This window comes from Polynucleobacter kasalickyi, assembly GCF_900176405.1.
GTDB lineage: Bacteria > Pseudomonadota > Gammaproteobacteria > Burkholderiales > Burkholderiaceae > Polynucleobacter > Polynucleobacter kasalickyi.
In genome coordinates this window covers 16,657-39,947 of record NZ_FWXJ01000012.1, presented here as the reverse complement: position 1 = coordinate 39,947, position 23,291 = coordinate 16,657, and the positions used below count along the sequence as shown (strand labels likewise).

Annotated in this window: 22 protein-coding genes; 19 read left to right on the top strand and 3 right to left on the bottom strand. The window is 40.4% G+C overall.

Translation table 11 applies throughout. From position 1 onward, the window contains the following. Positions 1-27: 27 nt before the first annotated feature. Genes B8983_RS10930 through B8983_RS10920 form a run of 3 tightly spaced genes read right to left on the bottom strand, consistent with a single transcriptional unit; the run spans position 28 to position 3,158 of the window. Positions 28-1,107, bottom strand: a complete 1,080-nt coding sequence (locus tag B8983_RS10930; protein ID WP_200806900.1) for a BMP family ABC transporter substrate-binding protein — start codon at positions 1,105-1,107, stop codon at positions 28-30. A gap of 25 nt (positions 1,108-1,132) precedes the next feature. Next, positions 1,133-2,062 carry an ABC transporter permease gene (locus B8983_RS10925; RefSeq protein WP_084284755.1) on the bottom strand — a complete coding sequence of 310 codons (930 nt, stop codon included), beginning with the start codon at positions 2,060-2,062 and terminating at the stop codon, positions 1,133-1,135. Continuing rightward, positions 2,052-3,158 carry an ABC transporter permease gene (locus B8983_RS10920; protein ID WP_084284750.1) on the bottom strand — a complete coding sequence of 369 codons (1,107 nt, stop codon included), beginning with the start codon at positions 3,156-3,158 and terminating at the stop codon, positions 2,052-2,054. Before B8983_RS10920 ends, B8983_RS10925 begins: the two co-directional genes overlap by 11 nt. A gap of 252 nt (positions 3,159-3,410) precedes the next feature. Here B8983_RS10920 and B8983_RS10915 point away from each other — a divergent pair, with 252 nt between their 5' ends. From B8983_RS10915 to B8983_RS10825, 19 genes are all read left to right on the top strand, one after another. After that, positions 3,411-4,943 carry an ABC transporter ATP-binding protein gene (locus B8983_RS10915; protein WP_084284744.1) on the top strand — a complete coding sequence of 511 codons (1,533 nt, stop codon included), beginning with the start codon at positions 3,411-3,413 and terminating at the stop codon, positions 4,941-4,943. 270 nt (positions 4,944-5,213) lie between these two features. After that, entirely contained in the window at positions 5,214-6,473 is a 1,260-nt protein-coding gene (gene urtA, locus B8983_RS10910; RefSeq protein WP_084284739.1) for an urea ABC transporter substrate-binding protein, read from the top strand. 48 nt (positions 6,474-6,521) lie between these two features. After that, on the top strand, positions 6,522-8,147 hold the full coding sequence (gene urtB, locus B8983_RS10905) for an urea ABC transporter permease subunit UrtB (protein WP_084284736.1): 1,626 nt from the start codon (positions 6,522-6,524) through the stop codon (positions 8,145-8,147). A gap of 3 nt (positions 8,148-8,150) precedes the next feature. Beyond that, the gene (gene urtC / locus B8983_RS10900) at positions 8,151-9,260 is read left to right on the top strand and encodes an urea ABC transporter permease subunit UrtC (RefSeq protein WP_084284734.1); all 1,110 of its coding nucleotides are present in this window, start codon (positions 8,151-8,153) and stop codon (positions 9,258-9,260) included. A 1-nt stretch (position 9,261) separates the two neighbouring features. Next, the gene (gene urtD, locus B8983_RS10895; protein WP_084284731.1) at positions 9,262-10,131 is read left to right on the top strand and encodes an urea ABC transporter ATP-binding protein UrtD; all 870 of its coding nucleotides are present in this window, start codon (positions 9,262-9,264) and stop codon (positions 10,129-10,131) included. Between the two features lie 3 nt (positions 10,132-10,134). After that, positions 10,135-10,827 (top strand): urea ABC transporter ATP-binding subunit UrtE, encoded by a 693-nt coding sequence (gene urtE, locus B8983_RS10890; protein WP_084284728.1) that lies wholly within the window; start codon positions 10,135-10,137, stop codon positions 10,825-10,827. A 27-nt stretch (positions 10,828-10,854) separates the two neighbouring features. Continuing rightward, positions 10,855-11,745, top strand: a complete 891-nt coding sequence (locus B8983_RS10885; RefSeq protein ID WP_084284725.1) for an urease accessory protein UreD — start codon at positions 10,855-10,857, stop codon at positions 11,743-11,745. Between the two features lie 14 nt (positions 11,746-11,759). Next, a complete protein-coding gene (gene ureA, locus B8983_RS10880; protein ID WP_084284722.1) occupies positions 11,760-12,062 on the top strand; it encodes an urease subunit gamma in 303 nt (100 codons plus the stop codon). A gap of 8 nt (positions 12,063-12,070) precedes the next feature. After that, positions 12,071-12,643: a HupE/UreJ family protein gene (locus tag B8983_RS10875; protein ID WP_084284720.1), complete on the top strand. Its 573-nt coding sequence runs from the start codon at positions 12,071-12,073 to the stop codon at positions 12,641-12,643. 8 nt (positions 12,644-12,651) lie between these two features. Then, positions 12,652-12,957: an urease subunit beta gene (locus B8983_RS10870; protein WP_084284717.1), complete on the top strand. Its 306-nt coding sequence runs from the start codon at positions 12,652-12,654 to the stop codon at positions 12,955-12,957. After that, on the top strand, positions 12,957-14,654 hold the full coding sequence (gene ureC, locus B8983_RS10865) for an urease subunit alpha (protein WP_200806899.1): 1,698 nt from the start codon (positions 12,957-12,959) through the stop codon (positions 14,652-14,654). The genes B8983_RS10870 and ureC overlap by 1 nt, the downstream gene beginning before the upstream one ends. A 13-nt stretch (positions 14,655-14,667) precedes the next feature. Then, the gene (ureE, locus tag B8983_RS10860) at positions 14,668-15,240 is read left to right on the top strand and encodes an urease accessory protein UreE (protein WP_084284713.1); all 573 of its coding nucleotides are present in this window, start codon (positions 14,668-14,670) and stop codon (positions 15,238-15,240) included. A gap of 18 nt (positions 15,241-15,258) precedes the next feature. After that, on the top strand, positions 15,259-15,951 hold the full coding sequence (locus tag B8983_RS10855; protein ID WP_084284707.1) for an urease accessory protein UreF: 693 nt from the start codon (positions 15,259-15,261) through the stop codon (positions 15,949-15,951). Between the two features lie 3 nt (positions 15,952-15,954). Continuing rightward, complete coding sequence (gene ureG, locus B8983_RS10850; protein WP_143736167.1) at positions 15,955-16,584, top strand: urease accessory protein UreG; 630 nt, start codon at positions 15,955-15,957, stop codon at positions 16,582-16,584. A gap of 102 nt (positions 16,585-16,686) precedes the next feature. Beyond that, complete coding sequence (locus tag B8983_RS10845) at positions 16,687-17,475, top strand: substrate-binding domain-containing protein (RefSeq protein WP_234987022.1); 789 nt, start codon at positions 16,687-16,689, stop codon at positions 17,473-17,475. A gap of 30 nt (positions 17,476-17,505) precedes the next feature. Beyond that, the gene (locus B8983_RS10840; RefSeq protein WP_084284699.1) at positions 17,506-18,294 is read left to right on the top strand and encodes an HpcH/HpaI aldolase family protein; all 789 of its coding nucleotides are present in this window, start codon (positions 17,506-17,508) and stop codon (positions 18,292-18,294) included. Positions 18,295-18,412: 118 nt separating this feature from the next. Beyond that, entirely contained in the window at positions 18,413-19,024 is a 612-nt protein-coding gene (locus tag B8983_RS10835; protein WP_084284691.1) for a TetR/AcrR family transcriptional regulator, read from the top strand. A 14-nt stretch (positions 19,025-19,038) separates the two neighbouring features. After that, the gene (locus tag B8983_RS10830; protein ID WP_084284688.1) at positions 19,039-20,826 is read left to right on the top strand and encodes an acyl-CoA dehydrogenase C-terminal domain-containing protein; all 1,788 of its coding nucleotides are present in this window, start codon (positions 19,039-19,041) and stop codon (positions 20,824-20,826) included. An 18-nt stretch (positions 20,827-20,844) separates the two neighbouring features. Beyond that, positions 20,845-23,280, top strand: coding sequence for a 3-hydroxyacyl-CoA dehydrogenase/enoyl-CoA hydratase family protein (locus B8983_RS10825; protein ID WP_084284907.1), 2,436 nt, complete (start codon positions 20,845-20,847; stop codon positions 23,278-23,280). Positions 23,281-23,291: the final 11 nt, after the last annotated feature.

Below are 23,291 nucleotides of genomic sequence, written 5' to 3'. Positions count from 1 at the left end.
GAGTTAATCATTCAGTACACAATCAACTTAGTTTGGTAATTGACCTTCTACACCTTCAACGTAGAATTTAATGCTATCAATTTCTTGGTCAGTGAAAGATTGACCTGCTGTCAACTTCATTGAACCATCTTGTAATTTCATTGGTCCTGAGAACACCTTGAATTTACCAGAAATGATATCGGCTTGTTTGGCTTCAACTTCTTTTTTGACTGATGCTGGGATGCTGCTGTTTAAAGAAACCAGTCCATCCATACCATCTTTCATACCGCCCCAGACGTTTTCTTTGAATGGCGTTCCAGAAACCGCAGCTTTTAAAGTTTTAACGTAATATGGGCCCCAGTTATGTGTTACTGAAGCAAGGTGAGCTTTCGGTGCAATGGCAGCCATATCTGAATTCCAACCAAAAGCATAAACACCTTTTTCAGCCGCTGTTTGCAGAGTTGCTGTTGAATCAGTATTTTGTAGCAACATATCAGCGCCCTGTCCAATTAAGGTTTCTGCAGCTTGACGCTCTTTAGCTGGGTCGTACCATGAACTAATCCAAATGACTTTTGTTTTTACTTTTGGATTGACGCTACGTGCACCCATCGTGTAGGAATTGATATTACGTACTACTTCTGGAATTGGGAATGAAGCAACAAAACCCAGCGTATTGGATTTAGTCATTCTTCCTGCAATCATTCCAGCTAAGTAAGCTGGTTCATAAATTCTTGAATTATAAGTATGAACGTTTTCAGAGGATTTAAATCCGGTATTGTGATAAAACTCAACTTTTGGAAATGATTTTCCAACCTTGAGTGTTTGTTCCATATAACCAAAAGAAGTGGTAAAGATATATTGGTTACCTTTTGCTGCCAAATCACGAATAACGCGTTCTGCATCAGCACTTTCTGGGACGTTTTCAACGATCGTTGTAGTAACTTGTGACCCTAACTCTTTTTTCACTAACTTCACACCAATGTCATGGGCATAAGTCCATCCTGCATCACCAGGAGTTCCAAAATATACAAATGCTGCTTTGACAGGCTCTGCTGCGATGGCGCTTTGGCTTAATCCCAAAGCGATGAATGATGCTGAAATTAACAACGTACGTTTTGAAATTTTCATTTACTTCTCCTTTTATTTAAAAATACTATCGATCATCAAAAAATGGTTTACCAAGCCATGCGGGTGCATGACGGCGGATTGTTTCTTTATCCATTGATAAATAAACTAAAATTAGAATCGTTGTGACGTAAGGGAAGCCCGCCAAAACAAAGGTCGATATCTTGATACCAACCACTTGAAAGTAAAGGCCAAGAACCGTCACGCTACCAAATAAAAGGGCACCTAATGCCACTTTAAAAGGTCGCCAAGTCCCAAAAACAACAAGTGCCAAAGCAATCCAGCCATTTCCTGAAGTTAGACCATCCTGCCAAATTTTAAATTGAGCTAAGGCATAATAAACTCCAGCTAGCCCAGCAAAGCCGCCGCCGAATAAGACTGCTAAATAACGGATTTTAGTTACCGGTAAGCCCAAAGATCTTGCTACGACAGGGGACTCGCCAACCGCTCTTAACGCGAAGCCAGCTTTGGTTTTAGTGAGGAACCAAGCGATCGCAATGACTGAAAAGATACAAAAATAAGCTACATAATCTAGGGAAAATAGGGAAGGACCCAATAGAGGAATATCTTTTAAAAATGGAATAGGCGTTGGGGTAAAACTTTTTGCAGCAGAAAACCCAACATAATTTTTACCAATAACGGCTGAAAGTCCTACACCCAGTATCGTGAGAGACAAACCAGTTGCCACCTGATTTGCTTGCAAGCTAATCGTAACAAAAGCAAACAATAAGGTAAACAAAACACTTACCGCCACACCAATCAGCAAAGCCAAAAACAATGGACTACCTTCTGTTACAGCTAAAAAACTGGCTAAAGCTCCCATTAAGATAGTACCTTCAAGACCTAAATTTAGGACGCCTGCTTTTTCAGCAATTAATTCACCCAAAGCCGCAAATAAAAGAGGAATAGCTGCACCAATGGCGCTTACTAATAAGGGAGTTATCGATTCAAGGAACATACTTCCCCCCGATTTTTCTGGACATCACAATTTCGTAATTGATTAAAACATCACAGGCAAGCAGGTATAAAAGGAGGAGCCCTTGGAAAACTTGGCTGACCGATTTGGGCAACTGCATGGTGACCTGTACGGATTCTCCGCCTAAATAAAGTAAGGCCATTAATAAAGATGCTAGGACAACCCCTGAAACTTTCAAGCGACCGAGGGTTGCAACGATGATTGCAGTAAAACCGTAGCCTGGAGTCCACTTATCGTTTAATTGACCAATTGGACCAGCTACTTCTGTAGTACCAGCAATACCTGAAATAAGCCCACTCAAAATTAAGACGATCCAAATAATCTTTTTTTCACTAAAACCAACATATTTGGCTGCTCCTGGAGCGATGCCTACGACCAAATTTTTAAATCCTGCAAATAGCTTTTCGTTATATAGCCAAACCAGTGGAATAAAAAAGAGGGTAATAAATACGGAAGTATTTAATCTTGTCCCATCCCAGAATGACCATCCCAATAATGCTAATGGGGTAAAAAGAGCCTCATCTGCAAAGGAGATAGTAATTGGGAAGTTATTACCCATTGGATCCTTCCAAGGGCCATAGACTAGAAATTTCACTAGAAGATCTGCCACATAAGTCAGCATCAAACTAACCAGAATTTCATTCGTGTTAAATTGCGCTCTACATAGCGCTGTAATGCTGGCCCAGATGGCTCCGCCTAATGCACTTGCTAAAATCATGACGACCAAGGTCCAGTTTCCCAGGCTGTTAGCGTAATGAATGGCGATGCCGGTAGCAAATATTCCGCCAAGATACATTTGGCCTTCTGCGCCAATATTCCAAATGTTTGCGCGGTAGCAAATTGTCAGCCCTAATGCAATCAAGCATAAAGGGGAAGCCTTTAGAAGTAATTCGCTAAAGCCGTTGATATCGCTAATTGGATCAAAGAAAAATGCTTTATAAGCAATGAGGGGGTTTTCACCTAATATTTGAAACAATATGAGGCCGGATAATAGTGTCAATGTAATAGCAATCAAGGGTGCATAAATCTGCATCGCTTGATTTGGCTCTTTACGGGTTTTCAATTGAAACTTAATCATTAATCTTTGTCTAACAGGAGTAATTTTTTTGTCATAAACATAAGTCTAACTATGCTCGGAATGTAAAACATGGTTTCATGAAAAGAATCCAAGATGGTACATTTTGAACTATGCATTGCACCAAAATGGAACTTTATCAGGCATTTTCGAAAATATTACTTAGATATCTAGATAAACTAAATCAATCAATTATCGGAAGCGTCAGGTATTCCTTTTTCTTTAATGAACAATTTATTCTCGGGTAACACGATTATGGAATTTGAACAAGAAAATAAAGAGCCATTCAGACTTGTTCTTGAAAACATCTCTAAATCTTATCCGCTCATTAAAGCGAATAATGCGATTTCATTGCAGGTAAAGCCTGGAGAGATCCATGCTATTCTCGGCGAAAATGGCGCTGGAAAAAGTACTCTCATGAAAATTCTTTATGGAGTGATTAAGCCAGATGAAGGAAGTATTTTATGGGAAGGTCAAAAGGTAGAAATTAATAATCCCGCTTTTGCTAGAAAGTTAGGGATTGGCATGATTTTTCAACATTTTGCATTATTTGAATCCTTAACGGTCCTTGAAAATATTTGGCTTTCAATGGATGAAAAGTATTCATTGAAACAACTAGAAGAAGAAGTCTTAAAAACTTCCGCATATTACGGATTACCCATTAATCCAAAAAGGATGCTACACAGTATGTCTGTTGGCGAGAGGCAGCGAGTGGAGATCGTGCGGTGTTTACTGCAAAAGCCAAAACTGTTAATTATGGACGAGCCCACGTCTGTTTTAACACCACAAGCAGTCCAAATATTGTTTAAAACGATTAGGCAGTTAGCCTCGGAAGGCTGTTCAATTTTATATATTAGCCATAAGCTCGACGAGATTCGCCAACTATGTGATTCCGCGACAGTTCTTCGATCTGGAAAAGTAACTGGCTATGCTAATCCTAAAAATGAGACCGCGAAAACTTTGGCTACATTGATGATTGGATCAGAGCTACCAATCATTCAGCAGCAACCAGCAGAAATTGGTAAGCCCATGTTAGAGGTTTTAGGCCTGAATTTAAAAACTAGCGATCCATTTGGGACGGAGTTAAAAGACATTTGCCTCAAAGTAAGAGCTGGTGAAATCGTTGGAATCGCAGGAATTTCTGGCAATGGTCAAAAAGAACTTATCCAGGCACTTTCAGGAGAGAGCTTAATTGCTGATACTCAAACTATTTATATGAATGATGCCCCAGTAGGAAAGTTATCTCCTGCAAAAAGAAGAGAGTTGGGACTATGCTTTGTGCCAGAAGATCGTTTGGGTAGAGGAGCAGTTCCCAATTTAAGCCTTGCTGAAAATGCTTTGTTAACTGGTTATAGCGAGGGAATGGTTCGAAATGGCTGGATACATCAACCAACGATTAACAAATTTGCTGAAAAGATAATTGAGCAATTTAATGTTATTTGTGGAGGGAAAAATGTATCAGCAAGTAGTTTATCTGGCGGAAATTTACAAAAATTTATTGTTGGTCGCGAAATCTCTTTAAAGCCAAAGATTATGTTAGTAGCTCAACCAACATGGGGCGTTGATGTTGGCGCAAGCATGGTAATTCGGCAGTCACTTTTAAATTTGCGACAACAAGGAGTTGCCATTTTGGTGATTTCTGAAGAGTTAGAAGAACTCATGATGATCTCCGATCAATTGACTGTAATCGCTAATGGGAAACTGTCCTCTTTGATACCTACCAATCAAACCAGCATTGAAGAGTTAGGCTTAATGATGTCTGGAGATGCCACCATTCAAGTTCCTTAACATTTCTAATCGTCTGTGTCGGTTCCAGATTTTTTCTCGAATAACTACAAAATAAATTAGCGAAGCACCATAAATGGGAAATTGAATTATTTGCACCATCTTGTTGAATAGTTCGTCATAAATAAAAAATCAAAAGAACAAAATGAAGTGGCAGGTAAAAAATTATTTATGTTTGAGGTACGGATTTTTATCGTGATGAATTTTTCTCTATTTATAGATTGAAATTTAATAATTACATTTTTTCTTATAACTTTTAAAAGGAATTATCAAATGAATCGTAGATCGTTAATTAAGTTAACAGCATTAGCTGCTGCCTTAACTAGTATTGGTTTTAGTCAATTATCTTTAGCACAATCTAAAGAGCCAATTAAAGTTGGTATTTTGCATTCCTTATCAGGAACAATGGCGATTTCAGAAACCGCTTTAAAAGACGTAGCCTTAATGCAAATTGAAGCCATCAATAAAGCTGGTGGTGTGTTGGGTCGTAAACTCGAGCCAGTAGTTGTGGATCCGGCTTCTAATTGGCCATTGTTTGCTGAAAAAACACGTCAATTATTGACGAAAGATAAAGTATCAGTAGTGTTTGGTTGCTGGACTTCCGTTTCCCGTAAATCAGCATTACCCGTTTTCGAAGAACTCAACGGATTGCTCTTCTACCCTGTGCAATACGAAGGTGAAGAAATGTCTAAGAACGTTTTCTACACTGGTGCAGCTCCAAATCAACAGGCTATTCCTGCAGTTGAATATTTGATGAGTAAAGAAGGTGGCGCAGCAAAACGCTTCGTATTATTAGGTACTGACTATGTTTACCCAAGAACAACGAACAAAATCTTGCGCGCATTCTTGAAGTCTAAAGGTGTTGATGAGAAAGATATTGACGAAAAATACACTCCATTCGGACACTCTGACTATCAAACAATCGTAGCTGATATCAAGAAATTCTCTCAAGGTGGAAAGACAGCCGTAATTTCAACGATTAACGGTGACTCAAACGTACCTTTCTATAAAGAATTAGGTAATGCTGGCTTAAAAGCTAAAGACGTGCCAGTCGTTGCTTTCTCAGTTGGTGAAGAAGAACTTCGCGGTGTAGATACGAAGCCATTAGTTGGTCACTTAGCAGCTTGGAACTACTTCATGTCTGTAAAGAATCCAGCCAATGATGCGTTCAAAAAAGAATGGGCTGATTACTCTAAGGCTAAATCATTACCAACAGCTGGTAAGCCACTTACAAACGATCCGATGGAAGCAACGGTTGTAGGTATGAAGATGTGGAAAGCTGCTGTTGAAAAAGCAGGAACAACAGATGTTGATGCTGTTCGTAAAGCGATGTACGGTCAAAAAGTTGTTGCTCCAAGTGGCTTTACTTTAGAAATGGGTAATAATCACCACCTCTATAAGCCAGTCATGATTGGCGAAGTGAAGGCTGATGGTCAGTTTAATGTCGTTTGGAAGACACCGACTACAATTAGAGCTAAACCATGGTCACCATTTATCGCTGGTAATGAAGGTAAAGCTGATATGGTGAAGTAAGTAATTGTATTGCTGGTTACCTTTGTTCAAAAGATGGATTAAAAAATAATGAAATTTCGAGTTTTAAATTGCCTTTTCACCTTGGTAACCAGTTTAGTTATAGGAAATACTTTTGCAGCAGATTTATCTCAAAAAGATCTAGTTCAAATTTTTGGAGAGGAGTTTGCTGCAAAACAATCTAGTATTAATAAAATTATTAAAGCTCCGCCAGAAGTTGCGGCTGAGGTTTTAGCGGCACTGCAGGACGAAAGTTTGTTAAGTGATGGAAAAGTTGTTGTCATCAAAACGAATGAAGGTTATCTAGATCCTATTAGTCATGTGATTGTTAAGATTGACGAGTCTAGTCTTGAAACGCCTAACCTTAACAATATTTTAAGATCTGATATTGAAACTGCTGCTAGTCAGTTTAAGCTTTTATCAAAAGATCCAGAGATCAGAGAGCAATCGCTCAATTCCTTAATGGCGGATATGTCTGGATTAAATGTCGCCATCGTTAAAAGCGCTAAAGAAAAAGAATCCAATGCTGGATTAATTACGAAGTTTAACGAGTTAATTGCAATGCTTGATTATCCATCAAGCAATGAAGAAGACAAAATTAAAGCTATCCAAACGATGGGAAACTCAAGCTCTGCTAAAGTGCAAGAGTTTTTGAAAGGTTTGCTCAAGAAGAATGATGCAGGGGAATTCATTGAGCCCAATAACACACTCAGAGTCGCCATTGAACTCGCTTTACGTGATTATCAATCCAGAAAGTCTCGAAGTGAAATAGTTTCGAATATATTCACTGGACTGAGCTTGGGTAGTGTTTTATTGCTTGCGGCTATGGGATTAGCTATTACTTATGGGCTGATTGGGGTGATCAATATGGCGCATGGTGAATTTTTAATGGTTGGTGCTTATGCGACCTTCATTATTCAAAGCATTTTTAGGGCTCATTTCCCAGGGGCGTTGGAATATTATTTGGTTTTTGCAGCACCATTTTCATTTATGGCCTCTGCCATGTTAGGGTTGGTGTTGGAGTATTTGGTGTTAAGACATCTTTATGGGCGACCACTTGAAACCCTACTAGCTACCTTTGGTGTGAGTCTATTAATGATGCAACTAGTTAGGGTCATATTCGGTGCGCAGAACGTTGAGGTAGCTAATCCATCTTGGATGAGTGGCTCATTTATGCCTTTCCAGAGTATTTTCCCGGGCTTATTAATTCCCTATAACCGCTTAATCATTTTCTTTTTCTCGATTTTTGTTGTTTTTATTACTTGGCTAGTTTTGAACAAAACTCGTATGGGATTGTTTGTGAGAGCCGTTACCCAGAATAGAACTATGGCAAGTTGTGTTGGTGTAAAAACACGTCAGATTGATAGTTATGCATTTGCCTTTGGTGCTGGTATCGCTGGTTTAGGTGGTTGTGCCTTATCTCAGATTGGTAATGTAGGACCGGATCTGGGGCAAACCTACATCATCGATTCCTTTATGGTGGTTGTCTTAGGCGGTGTTGGCCAATTAGCCGGAACTATTATCGGCGCATTTGGTTTAGGTATTTTAAGTAAATTTAGTGAGCCATTTATTGGTGCTGTTCTAACGAAAATTGGTGTTTTAGTAATGATTATTTTGTTTATACAAAAACGACCCCAAGGGATGTTTGCCCTCAAGGGTAGAAGTGCGGAGATGTAAATAATGAATCAATCATTTCATCTAAATATCCCCCAAAGAGAGCCTATCCTCACTACAAAATGGTGGATGGTATTACTTGCGCTTTCAATCTTGGTTTACGTTTTGGTGCCAATTTGTTCCTTATTGGTACCAGAGGGTAATGTATTTCATTTATCCGCCTATTCATTAACGTTGATAGGAAAAATGCTATGTTTTGCATTAGCGGCATTAGCCCTCGATTTAGTCTGGGGTTACTGTGGGATTTTGAGTTTAGGCCATGGTTTATTCTTCTCCTTAGGAGGTTACATTATGGGAATGTACCTCATGAGAATGATTGGGACTGATGGCGTCTATCACTCCGAATTACCTGACTTTATGGTGTTTCTTGATTGGAAAGAACTCCCATGGTTTTGGTATGGAACCAATCATTTCGTTTGGGTTGTTTTCTTGATTTTAGTGATCCCTGGACTGATTGCTTTTATCTTTGGATTTTTTGCATTTCGGTCCCGGATTAAAGGTGTCTATCTATCCATCATTACGCAAGCATTTACCTACGCTACGATGCTATTGTTTTTTCGTAATGAAACAGGCTTTGGTGGTAATAATGGGTTTACTGACTTTAAAAGGATTTTAGGTTATTCCATCTCTAATCCTGGTACTAGAGTGGTCTTATTTTTGATGAGTTTTACAATGTTAGTTGCAGGATTTATTGCTTGTAGAAGGATTGTGCAGTCAAAATTAGGTAGAGTAACTATGGCGATCCGTGATGCTGAGAGTCGAGTGATGTTTTCAGGTTATGACCCCTTAGGTTACAAATTATTTATTTGGACATTTTCTGCTTTTTTATGCGGTATTGCCGGCGCTTTGTATGTTCCCCAAGTTGGCATTATTAACCCTGGAGAAATGTCTCCAAGTAACTCGATTGAGTTGGCTGTTTGGGTTGCTGTTGGTGGGCGAGCTACTTTAATTGGTCCTATTATCGGTACTTTTATGGTGAATGGTGCTAAGACCGTCTTTACTGCTATAGCTCCTGAATATTGGTTATTTATTTTAGGAAGCCTCTTTGTTTTAGTCACCCTGTATATTCCAAATGGTGTCGTTGGCCTCATTAAAGAAAAAATACTAAAGAAATAAAATGCAAACATCTTCATCAACAATTCCAATAGAAACGACAGATTTTCAACCTGAATGGGAATCGAAGGGTAACTCGGGCCATTTTCTTGAAAAAGGCAAGATTGATTTATCGCATGGAGAAATTCTTTACATTGAAGATTTAGTCGTCTCATTTGATGGCTTTAAAGCCATTAAAGGTTTAACACTGGATATTTTAAGTGGTGAATTAAGATGTATTATTGGCCCGAATGGTGCTGGTAAAACGACCATGATGGACGTGATCACTGGTAAAACTGGTCCAAGAAATGCCCAAGTTTCGGGTCGAGTGTTTTTAGGTCAAACCATCGATTTGTTAAAGTTAAAAGAGCCACAAATTGCGCAAATTGGCATCGGCCGTAAATTTCAAAAACCAACTGTTTTTGAAAATCTTAAAGTTTGGGAAAATCTAGAATTAGCGAGAAAGTCTAATAAATCATGGCGTGTTGCACTCACTGCTAAAGTGAATCAGGATGCGATTGAAGATATGGAAAAGACCTTATTGCAAATTGGCCTAGAAAAAGAAGCTTATATTCCAGCAGGAGAACTCTCGCATGGACAAAAGCAACGTCTTGAAATTGGTATGCTATTAATGCAAAAACCGGAATTACTGCTATTGGATGAGCCAGCGGCTGGTATGACCGATGAAGAAACGATGCAATTAGCCGATTTATTAAATCAATTACGCGGTACTTGTTCAATTGTTGTGGTTGAGCATGACATGGAGTTTGTGAGTGCTTTATCCGGCGAGACTGGCATTGTCACAGTCCTTGCTGAAGGTGCTGTACTCGCACAAGGTACGATGGAACATGTGAAAAATGACCCAGCAGTTATTGAATCTTATTTAGGCAGGTAAGTGATGCTACAAGTACAAAAAATTAACCAATTTTATAGTGGTAGTCATATTCTGAGAGATGTGACATTTGAAGTGCCTAAAGGCTCTCTTACTGTGCTGATGGGCCGTAATGGGGTTGGTAAGACAACCATGACAAAAGCTATTATGGGGGTAGTACCCATTAAATCAGGGGATATTCTCCTGGAGGGAAAATCAATTATTAAAATGCCCTCATATGAGCGCGTAGCGAATGGCATCGCGTTTGTACCACAAGGTCGAGATATTTTTCCCCGGCTCACGGTTCATGAAAATTTGTTGGTTGGTGGGGCCAGCTTAAAAGCATCCAAAAAAATTCCTGAGATGATTTATGAGTTGTTCCCTATCTTGAAGGAAATGTCCCATCGCAATGGCGGTGATTTATCAGGCGGGCAGCAACAACAGCTAGCTATTGGCAGAGCTTTAATGAGTCAGCCAAAGTTAATCATATTAGATGAACCGACCGAGGGGATTCAGCCGAATATCATTACTCAGATCGGTGAGACTCTAGTGAAATTGGTAAAAGAACAAGGAATCACGATCTTATTAATTGAACAATATTTAGACTTTATTAAAAAAGTTGCTGATAAATATGTTGTAATGAGTCGAGGGGAAATAATTGCCCAAGGAAATGGTTCAGAGATTGACCAAGATGGTATTGGACAATTAGTTTCAGTTTAAATTCAACAAAGATTCTATCTTGGTCTCATGGAAAATGTTATTCAATCTGCGTCAATGCCTACTGCTTGGCATGCAAACCTGAGGCTGGATTTTTCCTTTGCTGATGAACAGCATAAAACTGTTTTATCGCACCGAGAACATCATGGACCCCTTTTAGTTCAAAAATCCTTATATCCTGAAGGTAAGGAGATTTGTCATGCAGTTATCTTGCATCCACCAGCAGGTATAGCAGGCGGAGATCATCTGGCAATTCAGTTAAATGTTGAAAAAAATGCCAAAGTGGTAGTGACAACACCAGGTGCTACGAAGTGGTATAAAGCAAACCAAAAAGATGCTTCCCAACGAATCATCATTCAAGTGGATCCACATGGGCACTTAGATTTTTTACCGCAGGAAAATATATTTTTTAATTCATCCAACGCCCACAATCAGATTGTGGTTCATCAAGACAAAACTTCGAGTTCTATTGGCTGGGATATCGCTCAATTAGGCAGAACTGCTCAGGGTGAGCACTGGGAAGATGCAAGGCTGAGAAATGAGATTGAATATTACTTTGATCATGAATTATGTTGGGTTGAGTCCATGTTACTTGAGTCCATGTTACTTGAGTCCCAAAAGAGTTTTTATAATGAAACCTGTGGCTTAGCAGAGTTTCCAGTATTTGGTACCATGTGGATGAGCTCTGTAAATGCAAGTGAAGATTTACTTGAAGAAATTACTGAACTAGTCAGATGGGATGATGCACTGCGTGTAGGTGTCACAAGAATTGCAATTGATGAGAATTTCGGACTGATACTAGTGCGTGGCTTGTCGGATGAAGTAGAGTATTTGAAAAATTGTTTTATTCAAATTTGGTTATTTGCCAGAGAACGGATTGCTGGAATTAAGCCACTACCTCTGCGTATTTGGAAAACTTAAAGGGAAACATAGTCATGGAATTAACGCCAAGAGAAAAAGATAAGTTATTAATATTTACAGCAGCTCTGTTAGCTGAACGACGTAAAGCTCGTGGTTTAAAGTTAAATTATCCCGAAGCGATTGCTTTTATTTCGGCAGCAATCATGGAGGGAGCTCGTGATGGCAAAACAGTTTCAGAGCTGATGTTTTATGGTACAACAATTTTAAAAGCGCAGGATGTGATGGATGGAATTCCTGAGATGATTCCAGAAATTCAAATTGAGGCAACCTTTCCCGATGGAACAAAACTAGTTACTGTTCACCAACCAATTCAATAGGAACTTATATGAAAAAAATCATTATTGCAGCTGGACTTTTATTTTCAGGTCTCTCATTCGCTCATCCGGGTCATGGTGAAAGTTTTGTCGGTGCTTTGATGCACCCTATCTTGGGCTGGGACCACTTATTAACGATGTTAGTGATTGGGATGATGGTGAATTCTTACACCTTCAAAAAGGGCATCTTATTACCAATTGCTTTTGTTGTGGGATTTACAATTGCTGCTGTTGTTGGTGCAAATTTAACCGACCTGAACAACTCTGTAAATTTAATTAATCAAGCAACATTAATGACCCTAGTCGTGTTGGCAGTACTTAATGGCTTGAATAAAACGGTATCCTTTCAGGTTCTCTTGGCAATTCTAGGTGGGTTTGGTTTGATTCACGGGTTGGCTCATGGTCTAGAACTCCCTAGCAATCAGCCGACAATCATTTCTGGGCTCATCATTTCTACAATCTTGATCCATTCAAGCGGTTTTGTATTATGTAAGTTCACGTCTAGGAAGTTTGGTCAATTTATGCGCTACTTTACGTTGATTTCAGGCTTCATTGGGGCTGTAGCCCTTATCCAAACGATTTGAGGTAAAAAATGATTCCAGGTGAAATTAGAGCGAATGGTGCTGACATTGAAATTAATGTTGGGCGAAAAGTACTTGATTTGGTTGTCGCTAATTCAGGCGATAGACCAATCCAAGTGGGTTCCCATTTTCACTTTTTTGAAGTGAATACAGCTTTGCAATTTGATCGAGATTTAGCACGGGGTTATCGTCTCAATATTGCCTCTGGGACTGCCATTCGTTTTGAACCCGGTCAAAAAAAATCGATTCAATTGGTTCAATTAGATGGAGATCAAATTGTCTATGGGTTTAACGGTTTAGTGATGGGAAAATTATAATGGTCAAAATATCCAGAAAAGCATATGCTGAAATGTACGGCCCAACGGTTGGTGACCATGTCAGGTTAGCAGATACAGATTTGTGGGTAGAGGTAGAAAAAGACTTTACTATTTATGGGGAAGAAGTAAAGTTTGGTGGCGGAAAAGTCATTCGAGATGGGATGGGTCAAAGCCAGCGTTTAACAAAAGACTGTGTCGATACCGTGATTACGAATGCATTGATTATTGATCATTGGGGTATCGTCAAAGCGGATATCGGCATTAAAAATGGTTTTATTAGTGGTATCGGTAAAGCCGGTAATCCTGACATCCAACCTGGTATTACGATTGTGGTTGGCCCGGGTACCGAAGTCATTGCTGGTGAGGGAATGATCGTTACTGCGGGTGGTATTGATTCCCACATTCACTTTATCTGCCCTCAACAAATTGATGAAGCCCTCATGAGTGGTGTCACCACGATGATTGGTGGCGGCACTGGACCTGCTACTGGTACCTTTGCTACGACTTGTACTCCTGGGCCTTGGCATATTCATGCGATGTTAAATTCCATTGAAGCATTCCCGATGAATATTGGACTCTTAGGCAAAGGCAATGCTAGTTTGCCCGGTCCTTTAAAAGAACAAGTTCATGCTGGCGTCATTGGCTTGAAGTTACATGAAGATTGGGGTACTACACCGGCTGCGATTGATTGTTGTCTAAGTGTTGCCGATGAGATGGATGTTCAGGTTGCAATTCATACGGACACACTCAATGAGTCAGGTTTTGTGGAAGCAACAATTGCTGCTTTTAAAGGACGTACGATTCATACCTTCCATACCGAAGGTGCCGGTGGAGGACATGCCCCAGATATTATTCGTGCTGCTGGCTTAGCCAATGTATTGCCTTCCTCGACCAACCCAACGATGCCTTACACAGTGAATACAATTGATGAGCATCTAGATATGTTAATGGTCTGTCATCACTTAGATCCTGCGATTGCCGAGGATATTGCGTTTGCCGAAAGTCGCATCCGTCGTGAAACGATCGCAGCTGAAGATATTCTCCATGATCTTGGCGCTTTTTCGATGATGAGCTCGGATAGTCAGGCGATGGGCAGAGTGGGTGAAGTCATTATGAGGACATGGCAAGCAGCTCATAAAATGAAAGTTCAAAGAGGTAGTTTATCGACTGACAATAGTGCTGATAATTTCAGAGTAAAGCGTTACATTGCAAAATACACGATTAACCCTGCGATTACACATGGTATTTCTCATATTGTCGGTTCTATTGAAAAGGGTAAGTTAGCTGATTTAGTGATTTGGAAACCTGCTTTCTTTGGCGTTAAGCCGAGTCTCATTCTCAAGGGCGGTATGATTGCTGCTGCTGCCATGGGCGATCCTAATGCATCGATTCCAACCCCACAACCGGTGCACTATCGCCCGATGTTTGGAGCCTTTGGTGGTGGCGTAAAGACTTCATTGACGTTTGTTTCCCAAAGTGCCATGGACAATCCGGAAGTGCATGCATTGGGTTTAAAGAAAACTCTGGAACCGGTGCGAGCTACCAGAAATATTACGAAGTCGAATATGGTTCACAATGATTGGCAACCGAATATTTCAGTCGATCCAGAAACGTATCAGGTCTTAGCGGATGGTCTAGATTTAGTCTGTGAACCAGCTAAAGTGCTTCCTTTAGCCCAACGTTATTTCCTGTTTTAAAATCGAAAGTAGTATGCAAGTCATTACTAAAAACCTAAAAAACATCAAGTTAGCAAAAGGCTTACTGTTAAATGCGCGCCAAGTGAACTTGCCCTATTTGGAGCGAAGTAAAAGTAGACAAGGTTATACCTTTGAAGATGGTGAACAGGTCTTGATTAATTTACCACGTGGTGGAATCATGCGGGGTGGCGATGTACTCGTTGATGAGGCTGGTAAATTCTATCTGGTTTGTGCTATGCCGGAACAAATTCTAAGAGTTACTTCTAATAACCAACTCTCATTAATGAGGGCTGCTTATCACTTAGGAAATCGTCACATTCCCATCGAATTAGGCCTTAATTATCTGCATTTAGAAACTGACCCTGTTTTAGCTGATATGTTAAAACAGTTGGGTGTTGATGTCTCAACTGAATCCATGCCATTTGAGCCTGAGCATGGTGCATATGGCGGTGGTCATAAGCATGGTCATGATGAGACGTTTGCAGAGGATTATGCGGTAGCGCAAAGTGTATTTGATAGTCGTCACCCACAGCACGACCACGACCACGACCACGACCATTGTCATAATCATGACCATTCGCACTGATTGATAACTCGATCGATCATGTTCAAGCCAAACATTCTTAATGCTATGTTGCAATTAGCTTCGCCAGCATTGCCGATTGGCGGCTTTAGCTATTCTCAGGGTTTGGAAGCGGTGGTGAATGTCGGTATCGTACATGATCAAGCATCTGCTCGGGATTGGATTCAAGCACATCTTCATGCCGTGGTGGCTAATGCGGAAGTGATTATTTGGGTCTATTTATATCGTGCCTGGTTGGCATCCGATGTAGAGAAAATTTTCTATTGGAACCAATGGTTTTGGGCCTCCAGAGAGACTAGCGAGTTTAGGGCGGAAACGATTCAAATGGGGTGGTCTTTAGCAAAATTAATGGAAGATTTAGAATGGGGAGCTGCCGATCAACGAAGTCTTCTGAAAGGGATCAAAAAATTAACGCTTCCTTGCGCACATAGCTATGCTTGCTCCTCTGCAGGAATGTCAGAACAAGAAGGAGTGCATACTTACTTATACTCTTGGTTAGAAAATCAGGTGATGGCTGCCATTAAATCTGTCCCTCTTGGGCAGGTTGCTGGTCAAAAAATTCTGATGGCTGTTTTGGAAACCTTGCCAAATTTGATCGAAGACGTATTTAATAAAATAGAGCATCAAGTAAACCCAATCAACACTTTTTCAATGCAACTGAGTATCTTGTCAGCTAGGCATGAAAGTCAATATTCCCGATTATTTAGGTCTTAAAAAATGATGAATAAAAGAACCAAAAAACTTCCTCCTCTGAGAATTGGCATTGGGGGTCCTGTCGGCTCTGGCAAAACCACTCTCCTCGAAATGCTTTGCAAAGCAATGTCAGAAGAATTTGATTTAGTGGCGATTACCAATGATATTTATACGAAAGAAGATCAGCGCTTACTAACGATTTCAGGGGCTCTGCCTGCGCAGAGAATCATGGGAGTAGAGACAGGTGGATGTCCACATACTGCGATCAGAGAAGATGCCTCAATTAATTTAGAAGCGGTAGACCGAATGTTGGAAAGATTCCCAGATGCGGATATCGTATTTATTGAATCGGGTGGCGATAATCTTGCCGCAACGTTTAGCCCAGAGTTATCTGATTTGACGATTTATGTAATTGATGTCGCAGGCGGCGAAAAAATTCCACGCAAAGGTGGCCCTGGAATCACAAAGTCAGACTTACTCGTAATCAATAAAATCGATTTAGCTCCTTATGTGGGAGCGGATTTACAAATCATGGAAGAGGATACGAAAAGAATGCGCCCGAATCGACCCTATACGATGACTGATTTAAAAAGAAAAACAGGCTTAAATGAAATTATTTCATTTATTAAAGAGAAAGGTTTATTAGTCGGTTGATTAAAAAAGGTAAACTATCTTGAATTGATCAAAGATGTAGTTAATCTGTTTTGGCTACATCTAATCGTTTAAATCAATCACCATAACTATTAGGAGATGAAATTGAAAATAAATCGTTGGCTTAGAAGTATTCTTTTGTTGTGTCTAACTATGAATGTTTATAGCCTTTCTTATGCAGCAGATATCAAGGTGCTTATTTCCTCTGGCTTTTTTGGGGTCTATCATGAACTAGGGCCAATCTTTGAAAAAAAGACGGGCCATAAATTAATCACTGTACGTGGACCTTCTATTGGGGATTCTCCTGAGGCAATTCCGACGAGACTTGCTCGTGGAGAAACTGCTGATTTAGTGATTTTAGATGGAGAGGCAGCGCATGAGTTGGCTCATAAAGGTTTTGTAAAAGAAGCCAGTGTTACCACCTTAGGGTTGTCACAAATTGGTATGGCCATCAAAGAAGGTGCTGTCAAGCCGGATATTAGTACCGTTGATGCTTTTCGTAAAACTTTACTAGCGGCAAAGTCCATTGGCTATTCTGATAGCGGTAGTGGCACTTATATCGCTGGCCAAATGTTCAAAAAACTTGGTGTTGAAGACCAAGTGATGGGCAAAAGTAAAAAGGTAAGAGGTCCACCGTCTGGCGAGCCAGTTGCAGCGACAGTGGCACGCGGTGAAAATGAAATTGGTTTTCAGCAAGTGAGCGAAATTTTACACGTGGCTGGAATTACTTATGTAGGCCCCATTCCTAAAGAAGTGCAACCGGGTTTTACTTTTGCAGGAGCTATCACTACTAACTCAAAGCAAGAGCAGTTAGCTCGAGAATTTATCCAATTTTTAAGAGCCCCTGAAGCAGAGGCAGTGATTGTGAAAGCCGGATTAGGATATCCACGCTAAATCAATCTACTAAAAAAAGGGAAATTTAGAATGAGACATAACACTTTACGTGAGATGTGGGCTAATCATCAGCCCATCGTGAACGGCTGGATTGCAACGGCAAATAGTTTTCATGCTGAAATCATGGCCAATCAAGGTTTTGATTCTGTGACCGTAGATATGCAGCATGGGGTGGTTGATTACCAAGCGATGGTGCAAATTCTGCAAGCAATCTCCACGACCAAAGCGGTGCCAATGGTTCGAGTTCCTTGGTTGGATGCTAGTCATATTATGAAAACATTAGATGCTGGTGCTTATGGCATTATTTGTCCAATGGTTAATACTGCCGATGAAGCAGCAAAGCTTGTTGAGTGGTCAAGTTACTCCCCAATGGGCTCTAGAAGCTTCGGTCCCATTAGAGCTTTTTTGTATGCTGGACAAGATTATCCAAAATATGCCAATCAAACCATCTTACGTCTGGCAATGATTGAAACGGCGAAGGCCATAGAAAATTTAGATGCCATTTTGCAAGTCGAAGGTTTAGATGGAATTTATATTGGACCAGCAGATTTATCTCTTTCCTTAGGATGCACGCCTAAATTAGATTATTTAGATGATAAGGCGGCAGAGGCAGTTGATTATATTTTATCGAGAGCAAAGGCCTATAATAAATTTGCCGGCATTCACAATGCTGAATCACCCCAAGCGATCGCCAGGGTTCAAAAAGGCTTTAATATGGTCACAGTCAGTTCTGACGTCCGCATGATTACAAGCGGCTCACAAGCAATTCTCAAAGAAATGAAATCTGGACTACAGTCCAACCAATCCTCCACGTATTGAAATTTAAAAGCAGTCGTCGCAATACCCCCAAATAAAACTGGGGGTATTGCTTTTATTAAAAACATTCTGTAATCTTAAATACGAACGGTCGTTTTATTTTTATAGGAATTTTTTAAGCATGACTATCGTAGAAAAAAATACATTCACTGACTATGCCAAGGGCGCCGTCACAAAGGCAACTATTTTGCAGTCGGCAATCGACATTGCAGGCAGGGATGGACTTGAGGGCATAACGATTGGTAATTTAGCGGAACGCGTCCAAATGAGTAAAAGTGGTGTGTTTGCGCACTTTGGATCTAGAGATGAATTATTGATTGAAGTGATTCGCGAGTACTACCGACGTTTTGAACGGGATGTATTTGAACCAGCCATATCCTTGTCCAAAGGATTACCCAGACTGCGAAAAATGATTCAAAACTGGATTGATGTTAGCAGTGATAAAAAAAGTGCTGGATGCTTTTTTATTTCAGGTGCCATTGAGTATGACGATCGGCCGAGTGAAATTCGAGATGAATTATTGAAAAGCGTTGAAGTATGGCGTAATGCCATACGTCGCGCCATCAAAGAGTCAATCGACGCAGGACACCTTCCAAAAAAAACCGACGTAGAGCAAATGTTATTCCAAATCTATAGTACGGTTTTAGGCGTTCATCACGATACCAGATTTTTAAAGAATCAAATCAGTAAATCAATTGCTAATAAGGTAATTGAGTCACTTTTTAAAAGTTAAATAGAGGAATCAATATGCCCAGCTACAATGCCCCCATTCGAGATATGCATTTTGTTTTGCATGAGATGTTGCATGTAACCGATGAGTTAAAAAAGTTTCAGGTTTATGAGGATGTTGATAAGGAAGTCATCAATCAAATTATTGAAGAAGCAAACAAGTTTGCCACCGAGATATTACAACCAACCAATCAAGTAGGGGATCAGGAAGGTTGTACAAGAAATTTGGATGGATCAGTCACAACTCCAAAGGGCTTTAAAGAAGCTTATTCAACTTATGTTGAGGCCGGTTGGCCTACTTTGTCATGTGATACTGCATATGGCGGGCAGGGCTTGCCACAAATTATCAATACGGTGTTGTTTGAAATGCTGAACTCGGCAAACCAAGCTTGGACCATGTACCCAGGGCTATCGCATGGTGCTTATGAGTGCTTGCATCAACACGGTACACCGGAACAGAAAAAGCTCTATTTAGAAAAGTTGGTGTCTGGTCAATGGACTGGCACGATGTGTCTGACAGAACCTCACTGTGGAACAGATTTAGGTTTACTGAAGACGAAAGCTGAACCTTTAGAAAACCAAGAGTATAAAATTACCGGTACGAAAATTTTCATATCGAGTGGCGAACATGATTTAGCGGAAAACATTATTCATTTAGTGTTGGCGCGATTGCCAGATGCCCCCTTAGGTACAAAAGGTGTTTCACTGTTTGTGGTGCCAAAATTTTTAACGAATAGTGATGGTGCCTTACTCACTAAAAATCAATTAGAGTGTGGATCGCTTGAGCATAAGATGGGTATCCATGGCAATGCTACCTGTGTAATGAATTTTGATGGGGCGGTTGGTACTCTCTTGGGAGAACCCAATAAAGGTCTTCAGGCTATGTTTATCATGATGAATGCAGCACGCTTAGGAGTGGGAATGCAAAGTCTTGGTTTAACTGAGGTTGCTTATCAAAACTCAGTGAAATATGCAAAAGATCGTTTGCAAATGAGAAGTATCAAAGGAACTCATTCACCAACGCTGAATGCAGATCCCATTATTGTTCACCCAGATGTTAGAAGAATGCTCTTAACGCAAAGAGCCTATGCAGAGGGTGCTAGAGCATTTACCTACTGGATTGCATTAATGATTGATCAACTTGCACAAGAAGAGGATCTCCAGCGCAAGGAAGAACTAGAGGGATTAATTGCTTTGCTAACGCCAATCATTAAGGCATTCATCACTGACAATGGATTTCTCGCCACCAACGAAGGCCTGCAAGTGTTTGGTGGTCATGGCTATATTGCAGAGTGGGGCATGGAGCAATTTGTGCGAGATGCACGAATTAATATGATTTATGAAGGAACCAATACTATTCAATCTTTAGATCTTCTTGGCAGAAAAGTTCTAGGCGATATGGGAGCTAAATTAAGGCAATTTGGCGATATCGTCAAAGATTTTATTGAGGCAGAAGGTGTCAAAAAAGAAATGAGTGAATTTATCGACCCACTCTCTGATATCGCCGTAAAGGTTGAAAAACTTACTATGGAACTAGGTATGAAAGGCATGATGGATCAAGAAGAAATTGGTGCCGCCGCCGTACCGTATCTCAGAGTTATAGGTCACTTAGTGTATTCCTATTTATTTGCAAGGATGGCTAGAGTTGCACTCAATAATCCAGCTAGCGATGATCGCTTCTATGAAGCGAAACTGTGTGTCGCACGATTTTACTTTGCCAAATTACTCCCTGAAACTGCCACTTTAATTAGAAGTGCTAGAGCCGGATCTAAAACACTCATGACGATGGATGAAGCGTTATTTTAATAAAGGGTTTTTAACATGATGCATGAACAAAAAATTAACAAAGTCGCGATACTTGGAGCAGGAGTCATGGGGGCGCAAATTGCCGCACATTGTATTAATTTGAAAGTGCCAGTGATATTGTTTGATCTTGCAAAAGTAAGTGAGAGTGGCAGATCAAATCCAAATGAAATTGTTGAAAAGTCTATTGCGCAATTAAAGAAAATAAAACCTGCACCCTTATGCTTGGAGGAATTTGCAAACTTCATTCAGGTGGCAAATTATGATCAACATTTAGAGTTATTAAAAGAGTGCGATTTAATCATTGAGGCGATTGCCGAGCGCTTAGATTGGAAGCACCAGTTATATGAAAAAATTGCTCCCTTCATTGCTAAAGACGCAATTTTTGCAACCAATACTTCTGGGATTTCTATCGCAGAATTGTCGCGTGGTTTTTCGGATGATTTGAAAGAACGTTTTTGTGGCGTTCATTTTTTTAATCCACCGCGTTACATGCATTTATTAGAATTGATACCTACAACCCATACGAAGCCAGATATTTTGAATCGCTTGGAATCTTTCATGACCTCTGTATTAGGTAAAGGGGTTATTCGAGCCAAAGACACACCCAATTTTGTGGGTAATCGGGTAGGAGTATTTTCTATCTTGGCGATATTTAAGGAGGCAGAAAAATATCAATTAAGCTTCGATGTGGTTGATGCGCTAACGGGTAGTCAATTGGGTCGAGCAAAGTCAGCTACTTTTAGAACGAGTGATGTGGTCGGTATCGATACCATGGCACATGTGATTAAAACGATGGAAACTGGCTTACCCAATGATCCTTTTAAGCACTTATTTAGCCTGCCACCAGTTGTCAATTACTTATTAGAGCAAGGAAGTTTAGGGCAAAAAACAGGTCGTGGCTTTTATCAAAAGTCAGGAAAGGAAATCCAGGTACTCGATTTTTCTACCAAAACCTATGTGCCTGCCAATGGAACCATTTCTCCATTGATTGAAAGAATACTGAAAAGACCCATCGGTGAACGCCTAGAGTTATTAAGAAGTACGGATGATCTGCAGGCAAAGTTTTTATGGGCAATTTATCGAGATATATTTCATTACATCGCTCTTCATTTAGCAGAAATTGCAGATAGTGCCCGTGAAATCGATTTTGCAATAAAGTGGGGCTATGGTTGGAAAACTGGTCCTTTCGAAGACTGGCAAGAGGCGGGGTGGTTGAAAATTGCCAATTGGATTCAAGAAGATATTGAACAAGGTCAAACGCTCTGCGATGCTCCTCTGCCAGCATGGGTTTTTGAGAGTGAAGTTGCTATTAGTGGCGAGATTCATCGTTCACAGGGTTCTTGGTCAGCGTCAAAACAAAGTTATGTCCCAAAATCCAATTTGCCGGTCTATCAACGCCAAGTCTTTCGGGATAGTTTATATGGGGAACAAGCTGTCGATCCTAAAACTGCTGGTACAACCATTTGGGAAAATAAGGAGGTTAGGGCTTGGCTTGATGACGCGAATTCTGAGGTGTTAATTTGCTCCTTTAAGTCGAAGATGAATACTATTAGTCCTGAGGTGTTGGCAGGTATTCAACAAGCGATTGACATCGCAGAGAATGAATTTCTAGGATTAGCCATTTGGCAAACAAGTTCTTTAAAGTTAGGTAATCCAGGTGGATCATTTTCCGCGGGAGCAAACCTAGAAGCTGCTTTACCGATGGTAATGAAGAGTGGTTCAAAGGGGATTGAGCCCTTTGTGAAAATGTTTCAGGATACGATGATGCGCGTTAAATATGCCCAAGTTCCTGTGGTAAGTGCTGTTTCTGGCATTGCTTTAGGTGGCGGTTGTGAGCTAGTGATGCAGTCAGCAAGACGGGTTGTTGCCATCGAGAGTTATATTGGTTTGGTGGAGGTTGGTGTTGGATTATTACCGGCAGGTGGCGGACTCAAAGAAGCGGCTATTCGCGCTCACCTAACGGTGCAAGCAAATGGAAATCAAAACTATCTAGATGCTTTGAAGTTTTCTTTTGAAAATGCCGCGATGGCGAAAGTGTCTGGTTCAGCCCATGAAGCTTTAAAAATGAATTACTTAAAGCCAGATGACATTATTGTGGCCAATGTATTTGAACTATTAACACAGGCCAAAAATCAAGTGAAAGCAATGGCATTAGCCGGGTATCGACCGCCCTTGCCACATCTTATCTCCGTTGGTGGACGTTCTGTTGCGGCAACGATCATGGGTCAGATTATTAATTTACGTGATGGGGGTTTTGCCTCAGAACACGATGCTTTGATTGCGAACAAAATTGCTCAAATAATTACTGGGGGTGATGTGGATATGGGAACTTTAGTCACCGAAGAATGGTTATTAAAACTAGAGCGACAAGCCTTCGTCGAACTCATGGCACATCCTAAAACGATGGAACGAATCATGAGTCTATTACAAACAGGCAAGGCACTCCGAAACTAACAACCTTCTCA